Annotated in this window: 17 protein-coding genes; 11 read left to right on the top strand and 6 right to left on the bottom strand. The window is 72.2% G+C overall.

Going from position 1 to position 22,271, the window contains the following annotated elements:
- Positions 1-169: 169 nt before the first annotated feature.
- From GCL72_RS08805 to GCL72_RS08780, 6 genes are all read left to right on the top strand, one after another.
- Positions 170-1,648, top strand: coding sequence for an NAD-dependent succinate-semialdehyde dehydrogenase (locus GCL72_RS08805; RefSeq protein WP_153144344.1), 1,479 nt, complete (start codon positions 170-172; stop codon positions 1,646-1,648).
- Between the two features lie 4 nt (positions 1,649-1,652).
- Positions 1,653-2,435: a copper homeostasis protein CutC gene (locus tag GCL72_RS08800; protein WP_153144343.1), complete on the top strand. Its 783-nt coding sequence runs from the start codon at positions 1,653-1,655 to the stop codon at positions 2,433-2,435.
- 277 nt (positions 2,436-2,712) lie between these two features.
- Positions 2,713-4,587: a molecular chaperone DnaK gene (gene dnaK, locus GCL72_RS08795; protein ID WP_153144342.1), complete on the top strand. Its 1,875-nt coding sequence runs from the start codon at positions 2,713-2,715 to the stop codon at positions 4,585-4,587.
- Positions 4,588-4,600: 13 nt separating this feature from the next.
- A complete protein-coding gene (locus tag GCL72_RS08790; protein WP_153144341.1) occupies positions 4,601-5,371 on the top strand; it encodes a nucleotide exchange factor GrpE in 771 nt (256 codons plus the stop codon).
- Between the two features lie 221 nt (positions 5,372-5,592).
- Entirely contained in the window at positions 5,593-6,582 is a 990-nt protein-coding gene (locus GCL72_RS08785; RefSeq protein ID WP_153144340.1) for a DnaJ C-terminal domain-containing protein, read from the top strand.
- An 86-nt stretch (positions 6,583-6,668) separates the two neighbouring features.
- Positions 6,669-7,103 carry a heat shock protein transcriptional repressor HspR gene (locus GCL72_RS08780; RefSeq protein ID WP_153144373.1) on the top strand — a complete coding sequence of 145 codons (435 nt, stop codon included), beginning with the start codon at positions 6,669-6,671 and terminating at the stop codon, positions 7,101-7,103.
- A 114-nt stretch (positions 7,104-7,217) separates the two neighbouring features.
- On the opposite strand, the gene GCL72_RS08775 is transcribed toward GCL72_RS08780, so the two are convergent.
- Positions 7,218-9,368: a BCCT family transporter gene (locus GCL72_RS08775; protein WP_153144339.1), complete on the bottom strand. Its 2,151-nt coding sequence runs from the start codon at positions 9,366-9,368 to the stop codon at positions 7,218-7,220.
- A gap of 280 nt (positions 9,369-9,648) precedes the next feature.
- Entirely contained in the window at positions 9,649-10,497 is an 849-nt protein-coding gene (trmB, locus tag GCL72_RS08770) for a tRNA (guanosine(46)-N7)-methyltransferase TrmB (RefSeq protein WP_153144338.1), read from the bottom strand.
- 320 nt (positions 10,498-10,817) lie between these two features.
- Here trmB and GCL72_RS08765 point away from each other — a divergent pair, with 320 nt between their 5' ends.
- The 4 genes from GCL72_RS08765 (at position 10,818) to GCL72_RS08750 (ending at position 14,339) form a co-directional block, all read left to right on the top strand.
- The gene (locus tag GCL72_RS08765) at positions 10,818-11,747 is read left to right on the top strand and encodes a TetR/AcrR family transcriptional regulator (protein ID WP_153144337.1); all 930 of its coding nucleotides are present in this window, start codon (positions 10,818-10,820) and stop codon (positions 11,745-11,747) included.
- 209 nt (positions 11,748-11,956) lie between these two features.
- Positions 11,957-12,865, top strand: a complete 909-nt coding sequence (locus GCL72_RS08760; protein WP_153144336.1) for a beta-keto acid cleavage family enzyme — start codon at positions 11,957-11,959, stop codon at positions 12,863-12,865.
- Between the two features lie 2 nt (positions 12,866-12,867).
- Complete coding sequence (locus GCL72_RS08755; RefSeq protein WP_153144335.1) at positions 12,868-13,881, top strand: 3-hydroxyacyl-CoA dehydrogenase NAD-binding domain-containing protein; 1,014 nt, start codon at positions 12,868-12,870, stop codon at positions 13,879-13,881.
- A complete protein-coding gene (locus GCL72_RS08750) occupies positions 13,878-14,339 on the top strand; it encodes a thioesterase family protein (RefSeq protein WP_153144334.1) in 462 nt (153 codons plus the stop codon). Before GCL72_RS08755 ends, GCL72_RS08750 begins: the two co-directional genes overlap by 4 nt.
- 112 nt (positions 14,340-14,451) lie before the next feature.
- Here GCL72_RS08750 and GCL72_RS08745 read toward each other — a convergent pair whose 3' ends face one another.
- The 4 genes from GCL72_RS08745 to nirB all read right to left on the bottom strand — a co-directional run bounded on the left by GCL72_RS08745 (position 14,452) and on the right by nirB (position 21,369).
- Complete coding sequence (locus tag GCL72_RS08745) at positions 14,452-16,488, bottom strand: penicillin-binding transpeptidase domain-containing protein (protein ID WP_153144333.1); 2,037 nt, start codon at positions 16,486-16,488, stop codon at positions 14,452-14,454.
- Between the two features lie 119 nt (positions 16,489-16,607).
- Complete coding sequence (locus GCL72_RS08740) at positions 16,608-17,804, bottom strand: uroporphyrinogen-III synthase (RefSeq protein WP_246161104.1); 1,197 nt, start codon at positions 17,802-17,804, stop codon at positions 16,608-16,610.
- A gap of 8 nt (positions 17,805-17,812) precedes the next feature.
- Complete coding sequence (gene cobA, locus GCL72_RS08735) at positions 17,813-18,622, bottom strand: uroporphyrinogen-III C-methyltransferase (protein WP_153144332.1); 810 nt, start codon at positions 18,620-18,622, stop codon at positions 17,813-17,815.
- Positions 18,619-21,369: a nitrite reductase large subunit NirB gene (nirB, locus tag GCL72_RS08730; RefSeq protein WP_153144331.1), complete on the bottom strand. Its 2,751-nt coding sequence runs from the start codon at positions 21,367-21,369 to the stop codon at positions 18,619-18,621. Before nirB ends, cobA begins: the two co-directional genes overlap by 4 nt.
- A 285-nt stretch (positions 21,370-21,654) precedes the next feature.
- Here nirB and nirD point away from each other — a divergent pair, with 285 nt between their 5' ends.
- Positions 21,655-22,050 (top strand): nitrite reductase small subunit NirD, encoded by a 396-nt coding sequence (gene nirD / locus GCL72_RS08725; protein ID WP_153144330.1) that lies wholly within the window; start codon positions 21,655-21,657, stop codon positions 22,048-22,050.
- Positions 22,051-22,271: the final 221 nt, after the last annotated feature.

The raw sequence follows: 22,271 nt of genomic DNA, 5'->3' as shown, positions 1-22,271 counted from the left end.
GCGGATCGGGTGGCGGCCGGTCGCACCGGCCGTCGGGCCCCAGGGTGCGGGCCCGCGGGGTTCGCCGCCCCGGCGGGGCGCGAGTCCATCGAGGATTGTTGACAATCTTCGCACTGGCTAGAGTACTCGCTGAGACCGTTGATGTCAGGATGCTCACAGGAGGCAGTCGATGACCGAGACCATCACCCCCGCCCGCGAGGCCGACGTCGTCGCGCAGGCGCCGCAGCAGCTGTTCATCGGCGGCCGCTGGGTCGACGCGCGCGGCGGCCGCACGCTCGACGTCGTCGACCCCTCCACCGGCCGCACGCTCTGCGCAGTGGCCGACGCGAGCGTCGACGACGGCTGGGACGCGCTGCACGCCGCCGACGCCGCCCAGGCCGACTTCGCCGCGATGGCCCCGCGCGAGCGGGCCGACATCCTGCGGCGCGCCTTCGAGCTGATGCACGAGCGCGCCGACGACCTGGCGCTGCTGATGACGCTGGAGATGGGCAAGCCGCTGGCCGAATCCCGCGGCGAGGTCGCCTACGCCGCCGAGTTCTTCCGGCACTTCTCCGAGGAGGCGGTGCGCATCGACGGCGGCTACCAGGTCGCCCCCAAGGGCGGGGCGCGCTTCCTGGTCACCAAGCAGCCCGTCGGCGTCTCGCTCTTCGTCACTCCGTGGAACTTCCCGCTGGCGATGGGCACTCGCAAGCTGGGGCCGGCGCTGGCCGCCGGCTGCGCCTCGGTGCTCAAGCCCGCCGGCCAGACGCCGCTGTCGATGTTGGCGCTGGCCGAGATCCTGCGCGAGGCCGGCGTGCCCGACGGCGTGGTCAACATCCTGGTCACCTCCGACTCCTCGGGAGTGATGGAGCCGCTGATCCGATCCGGCATCGCCCGCAAGCTCTCCTTCACCGGCTCCACCGGCGTCGGGCGGAAGCTGCTGGAGCAGTGCGCCGAGCACGTCATGCGCACCTCCATGGAGCTCGGGGGCAATGCGGCCTTCGTGGTCTTCGAGGACGCCGATCTGGACAAGGCCGTCGAAGGTGCGATGCTGGCCAAGATGCGCAACTCCGGCGAGGCCTGCACCGCGGCGAACCGGATCTTCGTCCACCGCGACGTGATCGAGGAGTTCGGCCGGCGGCTCACCGAGCGGATGGCGGCGCTGCGCGTCGGCCGCGGCGTCGAGGACGGCGTCGACGTCGGCCCGATGATCGACGCCGGCCAGCGCGACAAGGTCGCCGAGCTGGTCTCCGACGCGGTGGACTCCGGCGCCCGCGTGCTCGCCGGCGGCGAGACCCCCGGCGGCGAGGGCTACTTCTACCTGCCCACAGTGCTCACCGACGTGCCCGACTCGGCGCGGATGCGCGACGAGGAGATCTTCGGCCCCGTGGCGCCGCTGACCCCCTTCGACACTGAGGAGGAGGTCATCGCCGCGGTCAACTCCACCGAGTTCGGACTGGTCAACTACGTCTACACCGAGGGGCTGACCCGCGGGCTGCGCATCGGCGAGGCGCTGGAGTCGGGGATGGTCGGGCTCAACCAGGGCGTGGTCTCCAACCCGGCCGCGCCCTTCGGCGGCGTCAAGGAGTCCGGCCTGGGCCGCGAGGGCGGTTCCGAGGGGATCGACGAGTTCCTCGAGACCAAGTACCTCGGCATCGGGATGGCCTGAGCCGGTGGCGGCGACGTCCGGGGCGGTCGCGCCGCGAGGTCCGGTGCGGCTGGAGATCGCCGTCCAGGACGTCGACGGTGCGACGGCGGCGGTCGCCCACGGCGCCGAGCGTCTGGAGGTCTGCCAGGCGCTCGCCGTCGGCGGCCTGACGCCGTCGCTCGGGCTGGTGGAGCATGCCGCGGGGCTCGGCGTGCCCGTGCGCCCGCTCCTCCGCCCGCGCGCCGGCGGGTTCCGCGTCTCCTCGGGCGAGCGTCAGGTCATGCGCCGCGACGTCGAGCTGCTGGTCTCCGCCGGAGCCGAGGCGCTCGTCGTCGGGGCGCTGGCCGAGCGGCCCGACGGCGCGCCCAGCCTCGACGTGCCGGCGCTGAGGACGCTGGCGGAGGCCGCCGCCGGCCGTCCGGTGATCGTCCATCGCTGCGTGGACGTGCTGCTGGGCGCCGGGGTCGAGCCTGAGGAGCTGGTCGAGCAGCTGATCGCCTGCGGCGTCGACGGGGTGCTGACCTCGGGCGGTGCGGCCGACGCTCTCGCCGGCTCCGCGACGCTGGCTCGGCTGGTGCGAGCCGCCGCGGGCCGGCTGGAGATCGTCGCCGGCGGGGGAGTGCGGCCCGAGGGCTTCGCGACGCTGGTCGCCGCCGGCGTCGACGCAGTCCATCTCTCGGCCTCCGGCCCGCAGTCGGCCGGCCCCGCGGGCCCCGGCGGCGGGGAGGAGACCTTCAGCACCACGGATGCGCAGCAGGTGCGCGCAGCCCGGGCGGCGCTGGACGCCGCGCCGTCGTCCGCTCGCTGAGTGGCCGTTCGTGACGACGTCTGCCGGGCGTGGGATCGGTTGTCACGCTCTGTCGTCGTCACGAGCGGCCACTCGACGTCGCAGCGCCCGGTGAGACGCCTCGTCCCGGCGACTCGGCGAGCCCGGGAATGAATCGCGGGACTGCTGAGTTGGACACCACGTGAGAAGTTGAGTCGAGTCGACTCAAGTCAGTTTGACGCCGGAGAGCGCTCCGTGGAGACTTGAGTCTGGTTCGCTCAATCAGAAGCACCAGCAGTCCATCGAAGGGAGACCCCTCATGTCCCGTGCAGTCGGCATCGACCTCGGAACCACCAACTCCGTCGTCACCGTCCTCGAAGGCGGCGAGCCCACCGTGATCGCCAACGCCGAGGGCGCTCGCACCACGCCCTCCGTCGTCGCGTTCTCCAAGGACGACGACGTCCTGGTCGGCGAGATCGCTCGCCGCCAGGCCGTGAACAACCCGGACCGCACGATCTCCTCCGTCAAGCGCCACATGGGCACCGACTGGAAGAAGCAGGTCGGCGAGAAGGAGTACACCCCGCAGGAGATCAGCGCCCGGACGCTGATGAAGCTGAAGCACGACGCCGAGTCCTACCTGGGCGAGGACGTCGCCGAGGCCGTCATCACGGTGCCGGCCTACTTCAACGACGCCGAGCGTCAGGCGACCAAGGAGGCCGGCGAGATCGCGGGCCTGAAGGTCTCCCGCATCGTCAACGAGCCCACCGCCGCGGCGCTGGCCTACGGCCTGGACAAGGGCAACGAGGACGAGCAGATCCTGGTCTTCGACCTGGGCGGCGGCACCTTCGACGTCTCGCTGCTCGAGGTCGGCAAGGACGAGGACGACTTCTCCACCATCCAGGTCCGCGCCACCGCCGGCGACAACCGCCTCGGCGGCGACGACTGGGACCAGCGGATCATCGACTGGCTGGTCGAGCAGGTCAAGAACAAGGAGGGCGTGGACCTCTCCAAGGACAAGATCGCGGTGCCGCGTCTGAAGGACGCCGCCGAGCAGGCCAAGAAGGAGCTGTCCTCGGCGACGTCGACCGACATCAACCTGCAGTACGCCGCGATGACCGAGAACGGCCCGGTGCACGTCAACGAGACGCTGTCCCGCGCGAAGTTCCAGGACATGACCTCCGACCTGCTGGAGCGGACCAAGAAGCCGTTCCAGGATGTCATCAAGGAGGCCGGCGCGAAGATCTCCGACATCGACCACGTGATCCTCGTCGGCGGCTCCACCCGCATGCCCGCCGTCGCGGACCTGGTCAAGGAGCTCTCCGGCAAGGACGCCAACAAGGGCGTGAACCCGGACGAGGTCGTCGCCGTCGGCGCCGCGCTGCAGGCCGGCGTGCTGGCCGGTGAGCGCAAGGACGTGCTGCTCATCGACGTCACCCCGCTGTCGCTCGGCATCGAGACCAAGGGCGGCGTGATGACCAAGCTCATCGAGCGCAACACCGCCATCCCGACCAAGCGGTCCGAGACCTTCTCCACCGCCGAGGACAACCAGCCCTCGGTGGCCGTGCAGGTCTTCCAGGGCGAGCGCGAGTTCACCAGGGACAACAAGCCGCTGGGCACCTTCGAGCTCACCGGCATCGCCCCGGCGCCGCGCGGCGTGCCGCAGATCGAGGTCACCTTCGACATCGACGCCAACGGCATCGTCCACGTCTCGGCCACCGACAAGGGCACCGGCACGGAACAGTCGATGACCATCACCGGCGGCACCTCGCTGGCGCAGGAGGACATCGACCGGATGGTCTCCGACGCCGAGGCCCACGCCGAGGAGGACAAGAAGCGTCGCGAGGCCGCCGAGCAGCGCAACGCCGCCGAGTCCACCGCCTACTCGGTCGACAAGCTCATCAAGGACAACGACGAGAAGCTGCCGACCGAGGTCAAGGACGAGGTCCAGGCCGACGTCGACGCGCTGAAGAAGGTCCTCGACGAGAACGGCTCCGACGAGGACGTCCAGGCCGCCTACGAGAAGCTGCAGGCCTCCCAGACCAAGCTGGGCGAGGCGCTGTACTCCCAGGGCGGCGCCGACGGCGCCGACGGTGCTCCGGCCTCCGAGGCCTCGAGCGAGGACGAGGACATCGTCGACGCCGAGGTCGTGGATGAGGAAGCCTCCGACGAGACCACGGCCGACGAGAAGAAGTGAGAGGTCGACGCTGATGGCAGATCAGAGCCAGCACCCCGACGGGATCGAGCCGGAAGGCGACGGTTCTGAGCAGCCGGAGCCGATCCGCTTCACCGACCGGCGGCGGGTCGACCCGGAGACCGGCGAGCTGCGCGACGGCGGCGAGGCGTCCGACGCCGGCGCCGAGCCGGACGCCGAGTCCCCGGCGGAGGCCGCGGCCGAGCAGGACGCGGTGAAGGATCCGCTGAGCCAGGCCGAGGAGGTCCTCCGCGAGGCGCCGGCCGACTCGGCCGGCACGGCCGAGGGTGAGGTCGCCGTCGACGGCGAGGTCGTCTCGGAGGACGAGGCGGCCGAGGCCTCCGAGGAGGTCCCGGCCTCGGCCTCGGAGCGCGAGGCCGAGCTGCAGGCCGACCTGCAGCGGGTCCAGGCCGAGTACGCCAACTACCGGCGTCGGATGGATCGGGACCGGGCGACGGACCGCGACCGCAGCGTCGGCGAGGTCATCGCGGCACTGATGCCGGTGCTCGACGACATCGCCGCGGCCCGCCAGGCCGGCGACCTCGAGGACGGCCCCTTCGCGGCCATCGCCTCGAAGCTGGAGAGCACGCTGGCCCAGCAGGGGCTCGAGGTCATCGACGAGGTCGGCGTCCCGTTCGACCCGACCGTCCACGAGGCTCTCATGCAGCAGCCGCACGAGAGCATCGAGGCCGACCACGTGGCTGCCATGCTGCGGGCCGGCTACCGTCACGGCGACCGCGTGCTGCGCGCCGCCCAGGTGATGGTCTCCACCGGTCCGGCGGAATGACGCCGATCCCGGCCGGTCGGGCCTGAACCGATCCGTCGCGGGGCGGTCCGGGCGAGCATCGCCCGGGTCTCCCCGCGGCCGGGGCCGGTCCGTCGGCGGCTCCCTCCGGAGGGAGCCGTCGACGGACCGGCCGCACACAGCACTGGACGTCCAGCACGGGCTGTCCAGCACAGACTTTTCAACGCATCGCAGGATTCCGCAGCAATGGGGAGGGAGGCGCCGTGGCCTCGCAGGACTGGGTCGACAAGGACTTCTACGCCATCCTCGGCGTCTCGAAGGACGCCTCGGACGAGGAGATCAAGAAGGCGTACCGCAAGCTCGCGCGCAAGCATCACCCGGACACCAACCCGGGGGACGAGGAGGCCGAGCGGAAGTTCAAGGACGTCGCCGAGGCCCACACCGTGCTCACCGACCCCGAGCAGCGTCAGCAGTACGACGCGATCCGGGCGATGGGATCCGGCGCCCGCTTCTCCGGCGCGCCGGGCGGCGGCGCCGGCGGCGCGGCCGGGGGCGCCGGCTTCGAGGACCTCTTCGGCGGGCTGTTCAACGAGGGCGGCTTCGGCGGGGGACAGCCCCGCGGCGGCCGCGGCGGCCCGGACTTCACCGATCTCTTCGGCGGCATGGGCGGCTCTCCGTTCGGCGGGGGCTTCGGCGGCGGCGCGCCGGCCAAGGGAGCCGACCGCACGGCGAAGACGACCATCTCCTTCGGCGGCGCGGTGCGCGGGACCACCGTCGGGCTGCGCGAGCCCGACGGGAACGTCATCGACGTGCGCATCCCCGCCGGCGTGAAGGAGGGCCAGAAGGTCCGGGTCAAGGGCAAGGGCCAGCAGAGCCCGGCCGGCGCCGGCGACCTGCTGGTCGAGGTCTCCATCAGTCCGCATCGGCTGTATGAGCGCGACGGCGACGCCATCCGCATGCACCTGCCGGTGTCCTTCGACGAGGCCGCCCTCGGGGCGACGGTCGAGGTGCCCACCGTGCACGGCGAGCGGGTCCGCATCAAGGTCCCGGCCGGCACCACCACAGGCAAGGTGCTGCGGCTGAAGGGCCACGGCATCCGCCGGAAGTCCGCCAGCGGCGACATGCTCGTCACCGTCGACGTCCAGGTGCCCGCCGAGCTGCCCGAGGAGGCGCTCGAGGCGGTCCGCCGCTATGCGGAGGCCACCGCCGACGTCGATCCGCGCGACGGGCTGGAGTCGAAGGCGGCGGTCTGATGGTCCAGCGCCCACGGGATCGCCGGACGTCCGCCGCTGCCGCCGCCCCGGGCGGCTCCTCCGGCGCCGGCGGCGAGGACCCGCGCATGCAGCGTGCCGAGCACCGGCATGCGCCGCTCTTCGTGATCTCGGTGGCCGCCGAGCTCGCGGAGATGCATCCGCAGACGCTGCGCCAGTACGACCGCATCGGCCTGGTCATCCCGCGGCGACAGGGCGGCCGGCACCGTCGCTACTCGCCCTACGACGTCGAGCAGCTCCGCCAGATCCAGCAGCTCTCGCAGGAGGGCGTCTCGCTGGAGGGCATCCGGCGGGTCATCGAGCTGCAGAATCGCGTCGAGGAGCTGGAGGCCACCGTCGACGAGCTCCGCTACGAGCTGCGCGAGTCCGAGCGGCACGCGAACCGCCCGCGGGTCTTCGCCGTCGGGCCGCACGGCGACGTCGTCACCGTCGCCCATGGCCGACGGCCCCAGCCGCGGACCCAGGCCATGGTGCTCTGGGATCCGCCGCGCCGGCGTCGCTGACTCCACGCGCGCCCTCTGTGCACGTCGAGCGGGGGATCCCTCGCGGTCCGCGCCCGGTGTCGGGCATCGGCACCACGAGGGATCCCCCGCTCGATGCGTCTCAGCCGACGCCGGTCAGCGCGGAGCGGACTCGGGCTCGGGCTCCGGCTCCTCCGGGTCGTCCGCATCCTGCGCGGGGTCCTGGACGGTGCCGTCCGCGGACACCACCGGCACCGGAGCGGTGGCCAGCGTCGTCGCCGGGTTGTAGTTCTCGACGTCGCCGTGCCACTCGTCGTCCTCCTCCGGAGTCCAGCCGTCCTCCCACTCGCCGGTGGTGAAGTCGTAGCCCACCGGCACGTCGTTCTCGTCGGTGCGCTGGTACCACTCGGTGTACATCGGGTCCTCCGAGTCGACGCCCGCGCCGGCGCCGAAGCCCGGAGCGGTGGGCACGACCTGCAGGGTGAAGTCGTCGCCGTAGCGGTCCACGCCGTCGATCACCGCGTCGCGCAGCGCCTTCTCGCCGTACTTGGTGCGCAGCGCCCGCGGATCGGTGCCGAGCTCGCGGAACCAGGCGACCATGATGAGCAGCATGATGATCGCGAAGGGCACTGCGGTGATGATCACCAGCGACTGCAGCCCCTGCAGGGCGGTGGCGTCGCCGAGCAGCAGCATGACCACGGCGATGCCGGTCATCACCAGGCCCCAGAAGACCACGACCCAGCTGCGCGGCTTCTGGTCGCCGCGGGTGGTGAGCATGCCCATGACCACTGAGGCGGAGTCGGTGGAGGTGATGAAGAAGATCGCCAGCACCACGATGATCAGCAGCGGCAGCCAGTCCAGCGCCGGCAGGTTCTCCACGATGGTGAAGAACACCGTCGGGGCGGCCATCTCGTCGCTGAAGCCCTCGATGCCCTCGCGGTACATCCAGATCGAGGTGCCGCCCATGATGCCGTAGGCGACGAAGAGCAGCGTCGACGGGATCAGGATGGTGCCGAGGATGAACTGACGGATGCTGCGGCCGCGGGAGATGCGGGCAATGAAGATGCCCACGAACGGCGACCAGGAGATCCACCAGGCCCAGTAGTAGACCGTCTGCGCCGACTGGTAGTCCAGCGTCTCCTGGCCCCAGGAGGCCGACCGGCCCATCATCTCGAACATCGAGTTGAAATACTCCATGATCGACGCCGGCAGCAGGTTCAGCAGGAAGAGCGTCGGGCCCAGGATGAAGACCAGGCCGACCAGGGCGACGGTCAGCACGATGTTGATGCTGGAGAGGTAGCGGATGCCGCGCGAGACGCCGGAGACCGCCGAGAGCACGAAGCCGATGGTCAGCACGCAGATGACGACCACCAGAGCGGTGTTGGTCAGCTCGTCGACACCTGTGATGATCGTGACGCCCTGGCCGATCTGCATCGCGGCGATGCCCAGGGCGGCCGCTGTGCCGAAGAGCGTGGCGATGATCGCGAAGATGTCGACCAGCTGGCCGGCGAAGCCCTCGGACTGCCGCCGGCCGAAGAGGCTGCGGAAGATCGAGGACATCAGCAGCACCCGGCCGCGGCGGTAGGCCGCATAGGCGACGGCGCCGCCGACGAGGGCGTACATCGCCCAGGCGTGGAAGCCCCAGTGGTAGAAGACCTGCGCCATGCCGCGGTGCAGCGCCTCTGGCGTCTCCGGCGCCGCCGTGAGCGGAGCCGGGTGCTGGTAGTGGTCCATCGGCTCGTAGGGGCCGAAGAACAGCACGGCGATGCCGATGCCGGCGGCGAAGAGCATCGCGACCCAGGCGAAGGTCGAGTATTCGGCCTCCTCGCCGTCCTTGCCCAGCGGGATCCTCCCGTACCGGCTGAAGGCGACGATGAGCAGGAAGACCAGCACGGCGATCGCGACGACGTTGAACAGCCAGCCCAGGTTCTCCATGGTCCAGGTGAAGGCCGCGCCGGAGACGGTGGAGACGCTCGCGGGGTTCACGATGCCCCAGATGACGAAGGCCACGGTGAGCGCGCCGGCGATGAGGAACACCACTTTGTCCACCCGGTAGCGGCGGCGCTGCTCGTCGATGGCGAGCCCCGGCACCAGGGCCGGGTGGATGTCGTGCGGGTAGTCGCGCCGGGAGTAGAGGCTGATGCGGCCCAGGGCCTGTCCGGCGCGACGCGTGGCGTCGGTGGCGCGGCGGGAGCGGGAGCGCTCCTCCGCGGTCCGGCCCGGACTCTGTGCGGCATCCTGCGTGGAATCCTGCGCGGGATCGTCTCCGCCCTCGGGGCGGGTGTTCGGCGGCTGATCATCAGCCATGGGTTCTCACACCTCGTTCGTCTCGTCGTCGAACATGTCGACCTCGTCGATCATGCCTGCGGCCATGCGGTCCGCGCCGACGGCGCGCGTCCCGGGCAGGGACGCGGGCACGGCGGCGCGCGGTGCATCTGCGGCGCGGGGCGCCGCGCATGCACGCCGGACTGCCGGGCGGCGTCGACGGCGACGCCGAGTCTCCGTCACCGCGTCCGGCGGGCCGGAGGCGGGGGAGTGCGGCGTCGCGACGGCGCGCGGCCTGCAGTCGCGCGGCGGGAGGTGGACGTCAGGAGATGTGACGGACTGCGGTGAGGTCGAAGATGCGTCGGCCGGCCTGGAGCGCCTTGGACTCGAAATCGGTCTGCACCCGTCCGGAGAAGCGCGGAGCCCAGCCGCCGACGGGGTCGATCGCCTCGTCGTCGTCCAGCGGCTCCTCCTTCTCCAGGCCCAGGCGCCGCACCTGCGTCAGCGGCGACTCCTCGCCGGCCAGTCGGCCCTCGTGCGGGTTGACGAAGGCCGGCGAGCCGGCGACGACCTCACGCATCTGCGCCGCGTAGCCGGACCAGTCCGTGGCCAGCCGCCAGACGCCGCCGTCGGGCAGGACCCGGGCGACGGCCTCGGCGAAGGCCGGCTGCACCAGACGCCGCTTGGTGTGCTTCTTCTTGTGCCAGGGGTCCGGGAAGAAGATCCACACCTCGGAGGCCGATCCGGCCGTCAGCAGCTTGTCCAGCACCTCGGTCGCGTCCAGGCAGGCCACCCGCACGTTCGTCAGCCCTTCGCGTCGCAGCCGGCTGACCAGCTGGGCGACGCCGGGCCGATAGACCTCCACGGCCAGGAAGTTCGTCTCCGGGTGCGCGGCGGCCGCATGGGCCACCGCCTCGCCGGAGCCCGAGCCGATCTCGACGATCAGCGGCGCCGACCGGCCGAACTCGCGGTCCCAGTCGACGGTGATCCCCTCGGCGACGGTGGTGTCCCGCTCGCCGTGGGGCAGGTCCAGCAGCTCATGGCCCAGTGCGGCGTCCCAGGCGCGCTGGCGCCGCGGAGAGAGCCGGTTGCTCCGCCGCACGAAGGACAGCGGGCGACGACGGTGCGTCGCCGCGGTCTGCGGTGCGGAGGGCTGCGACTGCTCGGGCACGGGCCGGATTCTCCTCTGGTGCGACGCCGCGGGGTGCGCGGGCCGCAGGTCGGTGCGGTGTCGGTGCATCAACGGTGCATCGTCGGTGCGGCGATGCGCAGTGATCGAGTCGGCGGCTCGCCGTCGATCAGTGACGACGTCCCATCCTATCGGACGCGCTCCGTGCCTCGGGTTCCTCCTCTGCCTGGTATGCCGCAGGGGCGCGTCCTCCACGTCCACGGAACCCGGAGACCAGGTCCCGCCGTCGCCGATAGTATCGCAAATCCTGACCAAAAGTCAGGTGCTTGCGATTCCCCTCGGTCATCAGTAGAGTGGCGGCCATGTCCAGCACGACGAGCAGCCTCGCCATGGCCCGCCGGGTCCGTGAGGCCATCCGGGCCGCCGGGCGCTCTCAGCGCCAGATCGCGGTCGAGGCGGCGATCGACGAGACCAAGCTCTCGAAGTCGCTCTCCGGCCAGCGCCGGTTCACCCGGCAGGAGCTCGTCGACCTCGCGCGCTGCACCGGCGTCACCGTCGGGCGGCTGCTCGGCGAGGAGGGGGACGACACCTCGGTCTCGGTCACCCCGCCGCAGCTGGAGACCGCCGGCGCCACGCCCGCGTCCCCGGACCAGGCGCGCCGACATCGGGAGATCGTCGAGGCCGCCTGGCGCCTCTTCGCCGGGAAGGGCTTCGACGCCGTGCGGGTCAGCGACGTCGCCGCGGCGGCCGGCGTCTCCAGTGCGACCGTGCACTACTATTTCCCCGGCAAGCCGGACCTCTTCGCCGCGACGCTGATGTATTCGGTGAAGCTCGCCCATAGTCGGCAGATCGCCCGGCTGACCGCCGTCGACGACCCGGTGGCACGACTCTGGCAGCTGCTCGATATGCAGTCCCCGCACGGCGAGATCGGTCGCCTGGAATGGTCGATCTGGCTGCAGTCCTGGAACCGCGTGGCTCTGGCGCAGGGCATCGACGAGGAGTACCTGGAGATCTACCGCCGCTGGTCGGAGACTGTCCGTGCGGCCATCGCCGACGGTCAGGAGCTCGGGGCGATCCAGCCCGGCTCCAGCGAGGCCATGGCCCAGGAGCTCACTGCCCTGGTCGACGGCCTCGGCACGCAGGTGCTCACCGGCGTGCTGGACGACGAGACCATGGCCCGACGGATCGGCGAGTACGTCCAGCGACGGCTGCTGGTCCCCGGCGTCGAGCTGACGATCGAGCGGCCCGTCCCGTCCTCGGAGGGCTCGCCGCCCGACCGAGCCACCGCCTGACGCCAGGCGCCCTCCGCGCCCCGACGCGTCGCGCGTCGGATCCTCCCGCCGCCTCAGCAGCCGGACCCTCGACGGTCCGGCGATGCGTCCTGCTCGCGGGGCGCCGCCTCGACGGCACTGGACGCGACAGCACTGGGCGCGGCGGCAGTCCGCACCGGACCCTCTGACAGCACCATCGACTGCACCACCGACTGCACAGGAGCACACCCATGCCGAGGAGCGTCATCCTCACCTGCGCCCTGACCGGCGCCGGAGACACCGCCGGCCGGAACGAGAACGTCCCGGTCACCCCCGAGGAGATCGCCGCCGATGCGATCGCCGCCGCCCGCGCCGGCGCCTCGATCGTCCACATCCACGTCCGTGACCCGCAGACCACGCTCGGCTCCCGCGACGTCGCCCATTACCGCGAGGCGGTGCGGCTGATCCGCGAGTCCGACGTCGACCCGGTGATCAACCTGACCGCCGGGATGGGCGGGGACCTCGTCGTCGACCCGCAGCAGCCGACTCGCCAGCTGCCCGGCACCGACCTGGTGTCCGGCCTCGACCGGCTGCCCCATGTGGAGGAGCTGCGCCCGGAGATCTGCACCATCGACTGCGGCACGCTGAACTTCGGCGAGGGCAGCGACGTCTACGTCTCCACCCCGGACATGCTCCGCGAGGGCGCGGCGGCCATCCAGCGGATGGGCGTGACCCCGGAGATGGAGATCTTCGACACCGGCCACCTGTGGTTCGCGAATGTGCTGGTGTCCGAAGGGCTGATCGACCCGCCGCCGCTCTATCAGCTGTGCATGGGCATCCCCTACGGCGCCCCGGCCGATCCGCGGCTGCTGCAGACCATGGTGGACATGCTCCCGGAGGGGGCGGAGTTCACCTCGTTCTCGCTGGGTCGGAACCAGCTGCCGTGGGTGGCCCGCTCGGTGCTCGCCGGCGGCCACGCCCGCGTGGGGCTGGAGGACAACCTCTACCTCTCCAAGGGGGTGAAGGCGACCAACGCCGCACTCACCGAGCGGGCCGTGTCGATCATCGAGGACCTGGGCCATCAGGTCGCCACGCCCGATGAGGCGCGCGAGATCCTCGACCTGACCGTCCAGACGCCGACCGCCGCGACGGGAGCCTGATGATGACCGAGAGCACTGAGAGCACTGAGAGCACCGAGAGCGCGCCCGCGCTCGCCCTGCCGACCCTGGAGGAGGTCAGCACTGTCGCCTGCGTCGGCGCCGGCACAATCGGCGGCGGCTGGGCGGCCTACTTCCTGGCCCGCGGCTTCACCGTGCGGGTCTGGGACCCCGCGCCCGACGCCGCCGAGCGGCTCGGCCGGCTCATCGACGCCGCCTGGCCGGCGCTGCGTCAGCTGGACATGGTCGCCGGCGCGTCCCGGGACGCCTGGAGCGTGCACGCCGACCTCGCCGAGGCCGTCGACGGCGCGGGCTTCGTCCAGGAGTCCGCCCCGGAGGACCTGGCCATGAAGCGCCGGCTGCTGGCCGACGTCGACGCCGTCACCGCGCCCGACGTCGTCGTCGGATCGTCGACCTCCGGCTACGGGATGACCGAGATGGCCGCCGAGGTCTCCCGCCCCGAGCGGTTTGTGGTCGGGCATCCGTTCAATCCGCCGTACCTGATCCCGCTGGTGGAGGTCGTCGGCGGCGAGTCCACCGCCGCCGAGGCGGTCGACTGGGCCGCGGCCTTCTACACGCGGCTGGGCAAGTCGGTGATCCGGATGGACCAGGAGGTTCCCGGATTCATCGCCAACCGGCTGCAGGAGGCGCTCTGGCGAGAGGCGCTGCACATGGTCGACAACGGTGAGGCCACTGTCGAGCAGATCGACCGCTCGATCACCGAGGGGCCGGGGCTGCGCTGGCCGATGCAGGGGCCCATGCTCACCTTCCACCTGGCCGGCGGCGAAGGCGGCATGGCGCATATGCTCGACCACTTCGGACCCTCGCTGCAGTCGCCGTGGACGCGGCTGGACGCCCCGGAGCTCACGCCCCGGCTGCGCGACGCCGTGGTGGCCGGCAGCGACCGGGCCGCCGACGGCCGCGGGGTGGCGGAGCTGATCGCCGAGCGCGACGCCGGCATCGTCGCCATCCGGCGGCTCTCGGAAGCCGCGCGCGCCGGCGTGGAGGTCGGGCGGTGAACGCGGCGGAGCCGCCGGCGGCCGGACCGCCGCCGCACGAGACGACAGTCGCCGCGGAGTGGGTCGACTACAACGGCCATATGTCCGAGGCGTTCTACGTGCTGGTCTTCGGCCACGCCACCGACGGGGTGCTCGAGCACATCGGGCTGGGTCCCGAGGGGCGTCAGCGCACCGGCTGCTCGGTCTACACCGTCGAGGCCCATGTCCGGTACCTGCAGGAGGTGGGCCTCGGCGCGCCGCTGACGGTGCGCACGCGGGTGGTCGGAGCCGGGGCGAAGAAGCTGCACCTGGCTCACGAGATGCTCTCCGGCGAGGAACTGGTCGCGACCGAGGAGGTCCTCGGGCTGCATGTCGACCAGCAGGCCGGGGCGACGACGCCGTTCGACGCCGCCGTCGCCGAGCGCGCCGCGGGGCTGGTCGAGGATCCGCCCTCCTGGTGCGGCCGCCGCCTCGGCTGACCGCCCACCTCGCCCCGCCCGGGGGCGACTCTGTGGAGCGTGCGGGAATGTCGATTCTTCCCCGCGCCTTCCACGGGCTCATCCCCGGGGCGGGGCCATCCCCCGGGCGGGATCACTCGAGGATGTCGGGGGCTCCGGTGAGGAAGTCGTGGAGCAGCGGGCCGTTGGTCGAGGAGCCGTACTCGCCCTCCTCGACGAAGATCGCCACCGCCAGATCGTCCTGGACGGCCACCACCCAGGTGTGGGCGTACATGTCCTCGCCCGACCCGGCCTGCGCAGTGCCCGTCTTGGCAAGCACCGGCGCGCCGGGGACCTCCCCCATGGTCTTCAGCGTGCCGTAGTCGACGGTGTCGGCGAGCAGCGTGCGCAGGTCCTCGGCCTCCTGGGAGGTCAGCCCGGACTCCTCGGCGCCCTCCGAGCTCTCCTCCGAACCTTCGTCCGAGCCCTCGTCCGAACCCTCCTCGGCGTCCTGCTGGTCCTCCGGGTCCACCAGCCACGGGTGGACGGTCTCGCCGGCGGCCACGGAGGAGACCACAGTGGCCATCCCGAGCGCCGAGGCCTCGACCACGCCCTGGCCGAAGAGGTTCGCCCCGAGCTCGTTGCGCTCGGAGTCCTCGGGCGCCGAGCCGAAGTCCGCCGGCATCCCGATGTCCTGGAGCTCGTTGCTCAGCCCGAGGTCGGCGGCAGCCTGCTGCAGCTCGGGGGAGGTGGTGTCGTCCCAGCGGTCCACGAAGACGGTGTTGCAGGAGGTCGCCACCGCCTCCTGGAAGGTCACATCGCCCAGATACTCCGGAGAGAAGCCCTCATGGTTGTTGAAGACCTGGCCGTGCACTGTGGTGCTCATCGGGCACTGCACCGTCGAGTCGGGCTCGATCCCGTCGCGCAGCATCGTCAGCGAGGAGACGATCTTGAAGCTGGAGCCGGGCGCATAGGTCGCCTGCGTCGCCGTCGGGACCCAGCTGTCCTCCGGCGTGTGGCTGGCCGCGGCGAGGACCTCGCCCGAGGACGGCTTGATCGCCACCAGCGCCGAGGCCGAGTCCTGATCGGCGATGGTGTCCTGGGCGAGCTGCTGCAGCCGCGGCTCCAGTGACGTGTCGACGTCGTCGCCGGCGCTGGGCTCGACGGTGTGCTGGGTCTGGCCTCCCACGTGGATGCGCAGCCCGCCGTCGCCGCGCAGCGTGTCGTCGTAGGTCGCCTGCATGCCGGAGGTGCCGATGGTGTCGCCGGCCTGCAGCGTCTCGTCCTCCTCGAGATCCTCGGCGGTCACGTCGCCGACGCCGCCCAGCAGCAGCGGGGCGAAGTCCGACGACTCGGCCAGCGACATGGTGTCCTCGCGCCCGACCGCGCCGGGGATCGACTCCAGCTCCTCGGCGGTGACCCGGTCCGAGTCCGCGCGCAGCGGGATCGCCTCGACGAAGGCCTCGTCTCCGTAGCCGACCACCTTGTCGGCGTAGCCCTCGGCGTCGATGTCGACCAGTTCGGCCAGCTGACGCGCCGCCTGGCGCTGGCGCTTCTCCGAGGCGGGGGAGCCGTCCTCGGTCAGCCGCGTCTTGTCGAGGCCGACGCGGATGATCTCCCGGTCGCGCACCATCGCCTTGCCGTGCCGGTCCATGATTCGACCCCGGTCGCCGGAGACGGTGGAGATGCCCACCGCCTCGGCGCCGTCGTAGTCGGCGAGGACGTCCTCGACGTCGGCCTCCAATCGCCACTCATCGGCGTCGCGGGAGTAGGTGAACTCGGCCTCGGTGTCGTACTCCCAGGTCTCGCCCGGCGCGCCCAGCTCGGAGAGGTCCCAGGCGTGGTGCAGCGGGACCGTCGCCGTCGGCGCCTGCGGCGAGTCCTCCTCCGGCACGTCCAGGGCGATCTCGCCGACGGTGATCTCCGGGTCGATCTCGCCGAAGGGCTCGTGGAGGTTCGCCACGGCGGCCTCGAGGTCGTCGGCGGTCGATCCGTCGACGGGGACCTCGGAGAAGTCGCCGGTGGTCAGCGCCTCGGCCAGCGTCTCGGCCGGGGCCTGGGGCGCATCGGGGGAGCCGTCGCAGCCGGTGAGCAGCGCGAGCGTGCCGACGGTCAGCACGGCGACGCCGAGCCGGGCCGGCCGCCGGGCGCCGCGCCGGGCGCGAGAGGCGGGGGAGGTGGCGATGATCATGGCTCCAGTATGCCGCCCGGCTCCCGGCGCGTGCCGACGACGACGAGCGCCCGCGGCCCGACGCCCCTGACGTCGCGCCGCTCGGCCCGGCCCATCCGCGCCGTCGTCGTGTGCTCTGGTCAGACTGTCAGGCGATAACCGCGCTTGACTACTGTGGAGATGACGTCGGAGACCGGAAGTGCCTTGCGCAGCCGCGAGACCCACATCTCCAGGGCATGCTCGGAGTCGCACTGGCTCAGCACGGTCAGCAGGTGCGCGCGCGAGAGCACTGCGCCCTCGGCCTTGACCAGGGCCCGCATCAGCGCCAACGGGCCCGGGGCCAGACGCACCGGCTCCGCGCTGACCTCGGGGAAGCGGACCTCCGCGCCGCGCAGCTCCACCGGCCCGTGCCGGGTGGTCGCCCGCAGCGTCTGGTGCTGCTCCAGGTGGTCGCCGACCAGTCGGATCAGCGCCCCCTGCCGCCACCGAGACGGGATGATCGGTCGGACCCCGGAGTCCAGCAGCGGGGCGGCGGTCACGTCGCCGACGGCCGCGCAGGTGACGTCGGAACGGAAGGCCTCCAGCATCGCTTCGGCCTGACCGTACTGGTGGGCCACCTCGAGGAAGGCGTCCACCGCCGGGGCTGCAGTGAAGGTGACGATGTCCAGCTGCCGGTCGATCACCGCCTCGATCATCCGCAGCAGCTCGGAGTCCTCGGTCGGCTTCATCCAGGCGTAGGGCATCACTGTGATCGCCCGGGCGCCGGCGGCCTCGATCCGCGCGATCTGCTCGTGGTCGGTGCGGCCGTGCAGCTGGAAGGCCACCGTCTTGCCGGACAGATCGTGCTCGAGGAGCATGTCGATGACGGTGGCGGTGCGCTCGTCCTCGGCGGAGCCGTCGTCGTCGAGCCCGGCGGCCCGCACCGCGCCGCGGGCCTTGGGTCCGCGGACCAGGATGGAGGAGCCGTCCAGCGCCTCGTGCAGCCGGGTCCCCAGCCCGTAGGAGTCGGCGGCCTCGGTCCAGCGGCGCATGCCGTAGGCGGTGGTGATGATCGTGTAGTCCGGCGCCGCGTCGACGACCACGTGGGTGTCGCGCTGCAGCGTCACCGATTCGGTCAGCGGAGCGATGCGCAGCGCCGGGGCGTGCATGACCTCGGCGCCGCGGCGCTCGAACGCCGAGATCAGATCCTCGCTGCGCCGGTCGGAGGTCACGCCGATGCGGAAGCCGGTCAGCGACTGCGGCAGCCCGCCGCCGGGCGGGGCGGGGGAGATGGCCTGCGTGTCGGGCGGTGTCGTGTCGTCCGACGGCGGGCCGGCGGCGGTCGCGGAATGCTCCATAGGGGCCATCATCCCACCGCCGTCGCGGCCAGATCACGGACGTGTCGCATGCCGGGACGCTCGACGGCGGCCTCGCCGGTGCCCGGCTCGCGGGCGGCCAGGGCGACGACGTCGCCGATCACCAGCACTGCCGGCGCGCCGATGCCGCGGCCGGCCGCGGCCGAGAGCACCTCGGACAGCGAGGCGATCGTGGTGCGCTGGGCGGCGCCGAATCCCTGTTCGACGATCGCCGTCGGCGTCGTCGGCGCCATCCCGCGGCGCTGCAGCCCAGAGACGGTGTGGCCCAGCGTGCCCACCCCCATCAGCACCACCACGGTCCCGCCCAGGCCGACCAGACCGGCCAGCTCCTCCTCGGTGAGCGGGTCATGTCCGGAGATGACAGTGCAGGCCTTGGAGACGCCGCGGGCGGTGACCGGGATGCCGGCCGCCGCCGGGACGGCGAACGCCGAAGAGATCCCCGGCACCACAGTGACCGACACGCCGGCCGCGCGGCAGGCGGCGACCTCCTCGCCGCCGCGGGCGAAGACGTAGGGGTCGCCGCCCTTGAGCCGGACCACCACGCGTCCGGCGCGGGCTGCGGAGACCAGCATCCGGCCGATCTCCTCCTGCGGCACGCGGTGGTGGCCGGGGCGCTTGCCGACGTCGACCAGTTCCGCGCGCGGCGCCCAGGCCGGCAGGTCGTCGGTGGGGGCCAGCCGGTCGTGGTAGACGACGTCGGCGGCGGCCAGCGCGTCCCGGGCGCGCACCGTCATCAGGTCGGCGGCCCCCGGCCCGCCGCCGACCAGCGTCACGGCGCCCCGCGGAGTCTCGCCGCTCATGAGCTCACCCCCGTTCCCGCCGGCTGGGGCGCGTCAGCATCGGCGTGGTCGGTCGGTGCGGCGGCCGGCTCGACGTCGGGCTCCGCCGCGTCGGTCCCGCGCACCGGGATCCGCGGGCCGGAGAGCAGCACCGGGCGCTCGCCGGTCTCGGCGGCGGCGAGCTCCTCCTCGGTGGCCGGACGGCGCTGGTCGCGGTCGACGACGTAGGACAGCCCGGTGTCCGGAGCCTCCGGGGCGTTGACGAAGCTGCGGAAGCGGCGCAGCTTCTCCGGGTCGCGCAGCGTGGCCGCCCATTCGTCCTCATAGGTGTCGACGTGGCGGGCCATGGCCTCCTCGAGATCGGCGGCGATGCCCAGCGAGTCCTGCACCACGACGTCGTGGACGTGGTCGACGCCGCCGTCGAGCTCGGCCATCCAGTGCGCGGTGCGCTGCAGTCGGTCAGCAGTGCGCACATAGTAGATGATGCACCGGTCGATATAGCGCAGCAGCGTCTCGTCGTCGAGGTCCTTGGCCAGCAGCTCGGCGTGGGCCGGCGTGGCGCCGCCGTTGCCGCCGACGTAGAGGTTCCAGCCCTCAGCGGTGGCGATGACGCCGACGTCCTTGCCGCGGGCCTCGGCGCACTCGCGGGCGCAGCCGGAGACGCCGAACTTCAGCTTATGCGGGGACCGCAGCCCGCGGTAGCGCATCTCCAGCTCGATGGCCATGGCCACCGAGTCCTGCACGCCGTAGCGGCACCAGGTCGAGCCCACGCAGGACTTCACGTTGCGCAGCGCCTTGCCGTAGGCCTGGCCGGACTCGAAGCCGGCGTCGACCAGCCGCCTCCAGATCGACGGCAGCTGCTCCAGCCGTGCGCCGAACAGGTCGATGCGCTGGGCGCCGGTGATCTTGGTGTAGAGGTCGAACTCCCGGGCGACCTCGGCGATGACCGCCAGCTTCTCCGGAGTGATCTCGCCGGCCGGCACGCGCGGGACCACCGAGTAGGTGCCGTCCTTCTGCATGTTGGCCAGCGCGCGGTCGTTGGTGTCCTGCAGCGCGCCGCGGCCGTCGTCGAGGATGTGCTCGTCGTACTCGGCGGCGAGGATGGAGGCCGCCGCCGGCTTGCAGATGTCGCAGCCGAAGTTGACCGTCGAGTCCGCCGGCGTGCCGAAGCGGTCGACGATCGCGGTGAAGGAGGTCAGGCCCGTGGCGCGCACGGCCTCGTAGAGCTCGCTGCGCGAGGGGGCGAAGTGCTCGCAGAGGGCGGTGGAGACCTCCATGCCCTGGGCGACCATCTCCTTCTCCATGATCTTCTTGGTCAGCGGCAGGCAGGAGCCGCACTGCGTGCCCGCACCGGTGCAGGCCTTGATCGCGCCGATGTCGCCGCAGGGCGGGTTCTCGCCGTCGCCGGCGACGGCCGAGCGGATGCTGCCGGCGCAGACGTCCTGGCAGGAGCAGATCTGCGCGTCGTCGGGCAGCTCGACCTCGGCGGGCTCGCCGCCGGCGGCGGAGAGGAAGCCGCCCGGCTCGGAGGGCAGCTCGCGGCCGAGCAGCGGCCGCAGCGAGGAGTAGGGGCTCGCGTCGCCGACGAAGATGCCGCCCAGCAGGGTCTTGGCGTCGTCGGTGACCACCAGCTTCTGGTACACGCCCTCGGCGGGGTCGGCGTAGACGACCTCCAGCGCGTCGTCGGCCTCGGCGAAGCCGTCGCCGAAGGAGGCGACGTCCATGCCGGCGAGCTTGAGCTTCGCTGCGGTGTCGAAGCCGTCGAAGGTCGCGTCCCCGCCGGCCAGCCGGTCGGCGACGACCTCTGCCATCGCGTTGGCCGGGGCGACCAGGCCCATGGTGGTGTCCTCGAAGCAGGCGACCTCGCCGATGGCCCAGACGCCCTCCGCAGAGGTCGCGCAGGTGCCGTCGATGGCCGCGCCGCCGCGCGGACCCAGCTCCAGGCCGGCCTCGCGGGCCAGCTCGTCGCGGGCGGTGATGCCGATGGCCGCGACGACAAGGTCGGCGGCGACGTCGTCGGCGGTGGGGAAGTGCAGCGTGTAGGGGTGCTCGCGCTCGGCGCGCTCGAGGTCCACCGTCAGCGCGGCCGGCCGCTCGCCCAGCTGCAGCGTGTAGCCCTCCTGCTCGAGCAGGCGGTTGAGCGTGCGGCCGCCGAACTCGTCGAGCTGGGCGTTCATCAGCCACGGGCGGGAGTGGACCACGGTGACCTCGGCGCCGCGGCCCCGCAGCCCGCCGGCGGCCTCCAGGCCGAGCAGCCCGCCGCCGATGACCGCGCAGCGCGGGGCGCGGCCCAGGTCGTCGGCGAGCTCGGCGGCCTTGGCCCGCAGCCAGTCGACGTCGTCGAGCGTGCGGTAGACAGCGATGTGCTCGCTGTTCTCGATGGGCGGGCGCGGGGCGGAGGAGCCGGTGGCCAGGACCAGCTCGTCGTAGCCGACGGTCTCGCCCTCGGCGGTGGTGATGGTGCGCGCCTCCGGGTCGAGCCCGGTGACGGCTACGCCGGTGCGCAGGGTCACCGCCGGGTGCTCCCAGAGGCTCGGCTCGCCGAGCAGCAGGTCGTCGTCGGTCTCGAAACGCCTGGACAGCGCCACTCGGTCATAGGGGGCGACGGGCTCCTCGGCGAAGACGGTGATGGTCGTCCCCGGCAGACGGCGGGCGAGCAGCGCCTCGGTCAGCCGGTGGCCGGCCGGGCCGCCGCCGACGACGACGATGCGGCGGGCCTCTCCGGTCGGCGCGCCGTCGGTGGTGGTCGCTGTGCTGGGTGCAGACATCGGAACTCCCCTTCGCGATCGGTCGGTGCCGGGCGCCCCGGAGGGCGCGGCGGTCGATCGGCGCCGTGCGGCCGCGGCCTGCGGCCGTCGCAGATCTGCGGCGACGCCGTCCCCGACTCCGGGTGCATTCCACGCTAGGCGGGGGCGATTTCCCGGCCGTATCGCCTCTGTAAAGCCAGGATGACGAGGTCCTCTGGTGAGGAGTCAGGCGGGATGAAGGACGTTTCACCGGCGGGAAACACCGCGGCACGATGGGGGAAACGCCGCGGACATAGCCTGGTCGGCATGACAGCTGCACTGGATGCCCGCACTGCGCACGAGACCGCCGACGAGTCCTCGGGAGGGGCGTCGCCGGCCGGCACCGAACATGTGGTGTGCCGGCTGGAGGACCTCGAGCCCTTCTTCGGCGAGGCCGCCCTGGTCGACGGGGTGCAGATCGCGCTGATCCGCGTGCCCGGCGACCGGATCTTCGCCGTCTCGCAGTGGGACGACGTCGCCCGCGCCAACGTGATGGCCCGCGGCATCGTCGGCACGAAGCAGGGGCGGCCCACGCTGGCCTCTCCGATCCACAAGCAGGTCTACGACCTGGAGACCGGGGAGTGCCTGAGCCAGGAAGGCCCGCGCCTGGAGGTCTTCGCCGTGCGCGTCGACGAGGCCGGCCGCATCGCCGTCGTCGTCTGAGCCGGCCCGCTTCTGCCGTGGAGCCCCCAGGGCGTCCCTAGAGATCCCGAGTTCTCGCAGGATCACCGCGCTGTATCACGGTGATCCTGCGAGAACTCGGGGATCTCGGCCCCTCACGAACGGCGTGGGGCGAGGGCGTCGTCGCGCAGGGCGGGGCACAGGCCGCGCCGCGTTGACCCGCGGGGCCGTCCGCGCGCACGATCAAGCATGAGCTGTGCCGC

The organism is Nesterenkonia halophila, assembly GCF_009467795.1.
GTDB lineage: Bacteria > Actinomycetota > Actinomycetes > Actinomycetales > Micrococcaceae > Nesterenkonia > Nesterenkonia halobia.
The sequence above is the reverse complement of the archived record's forward strand: the minus strand, read 5'-3'. Positions and strand labels throughout refer to the sequence as shown.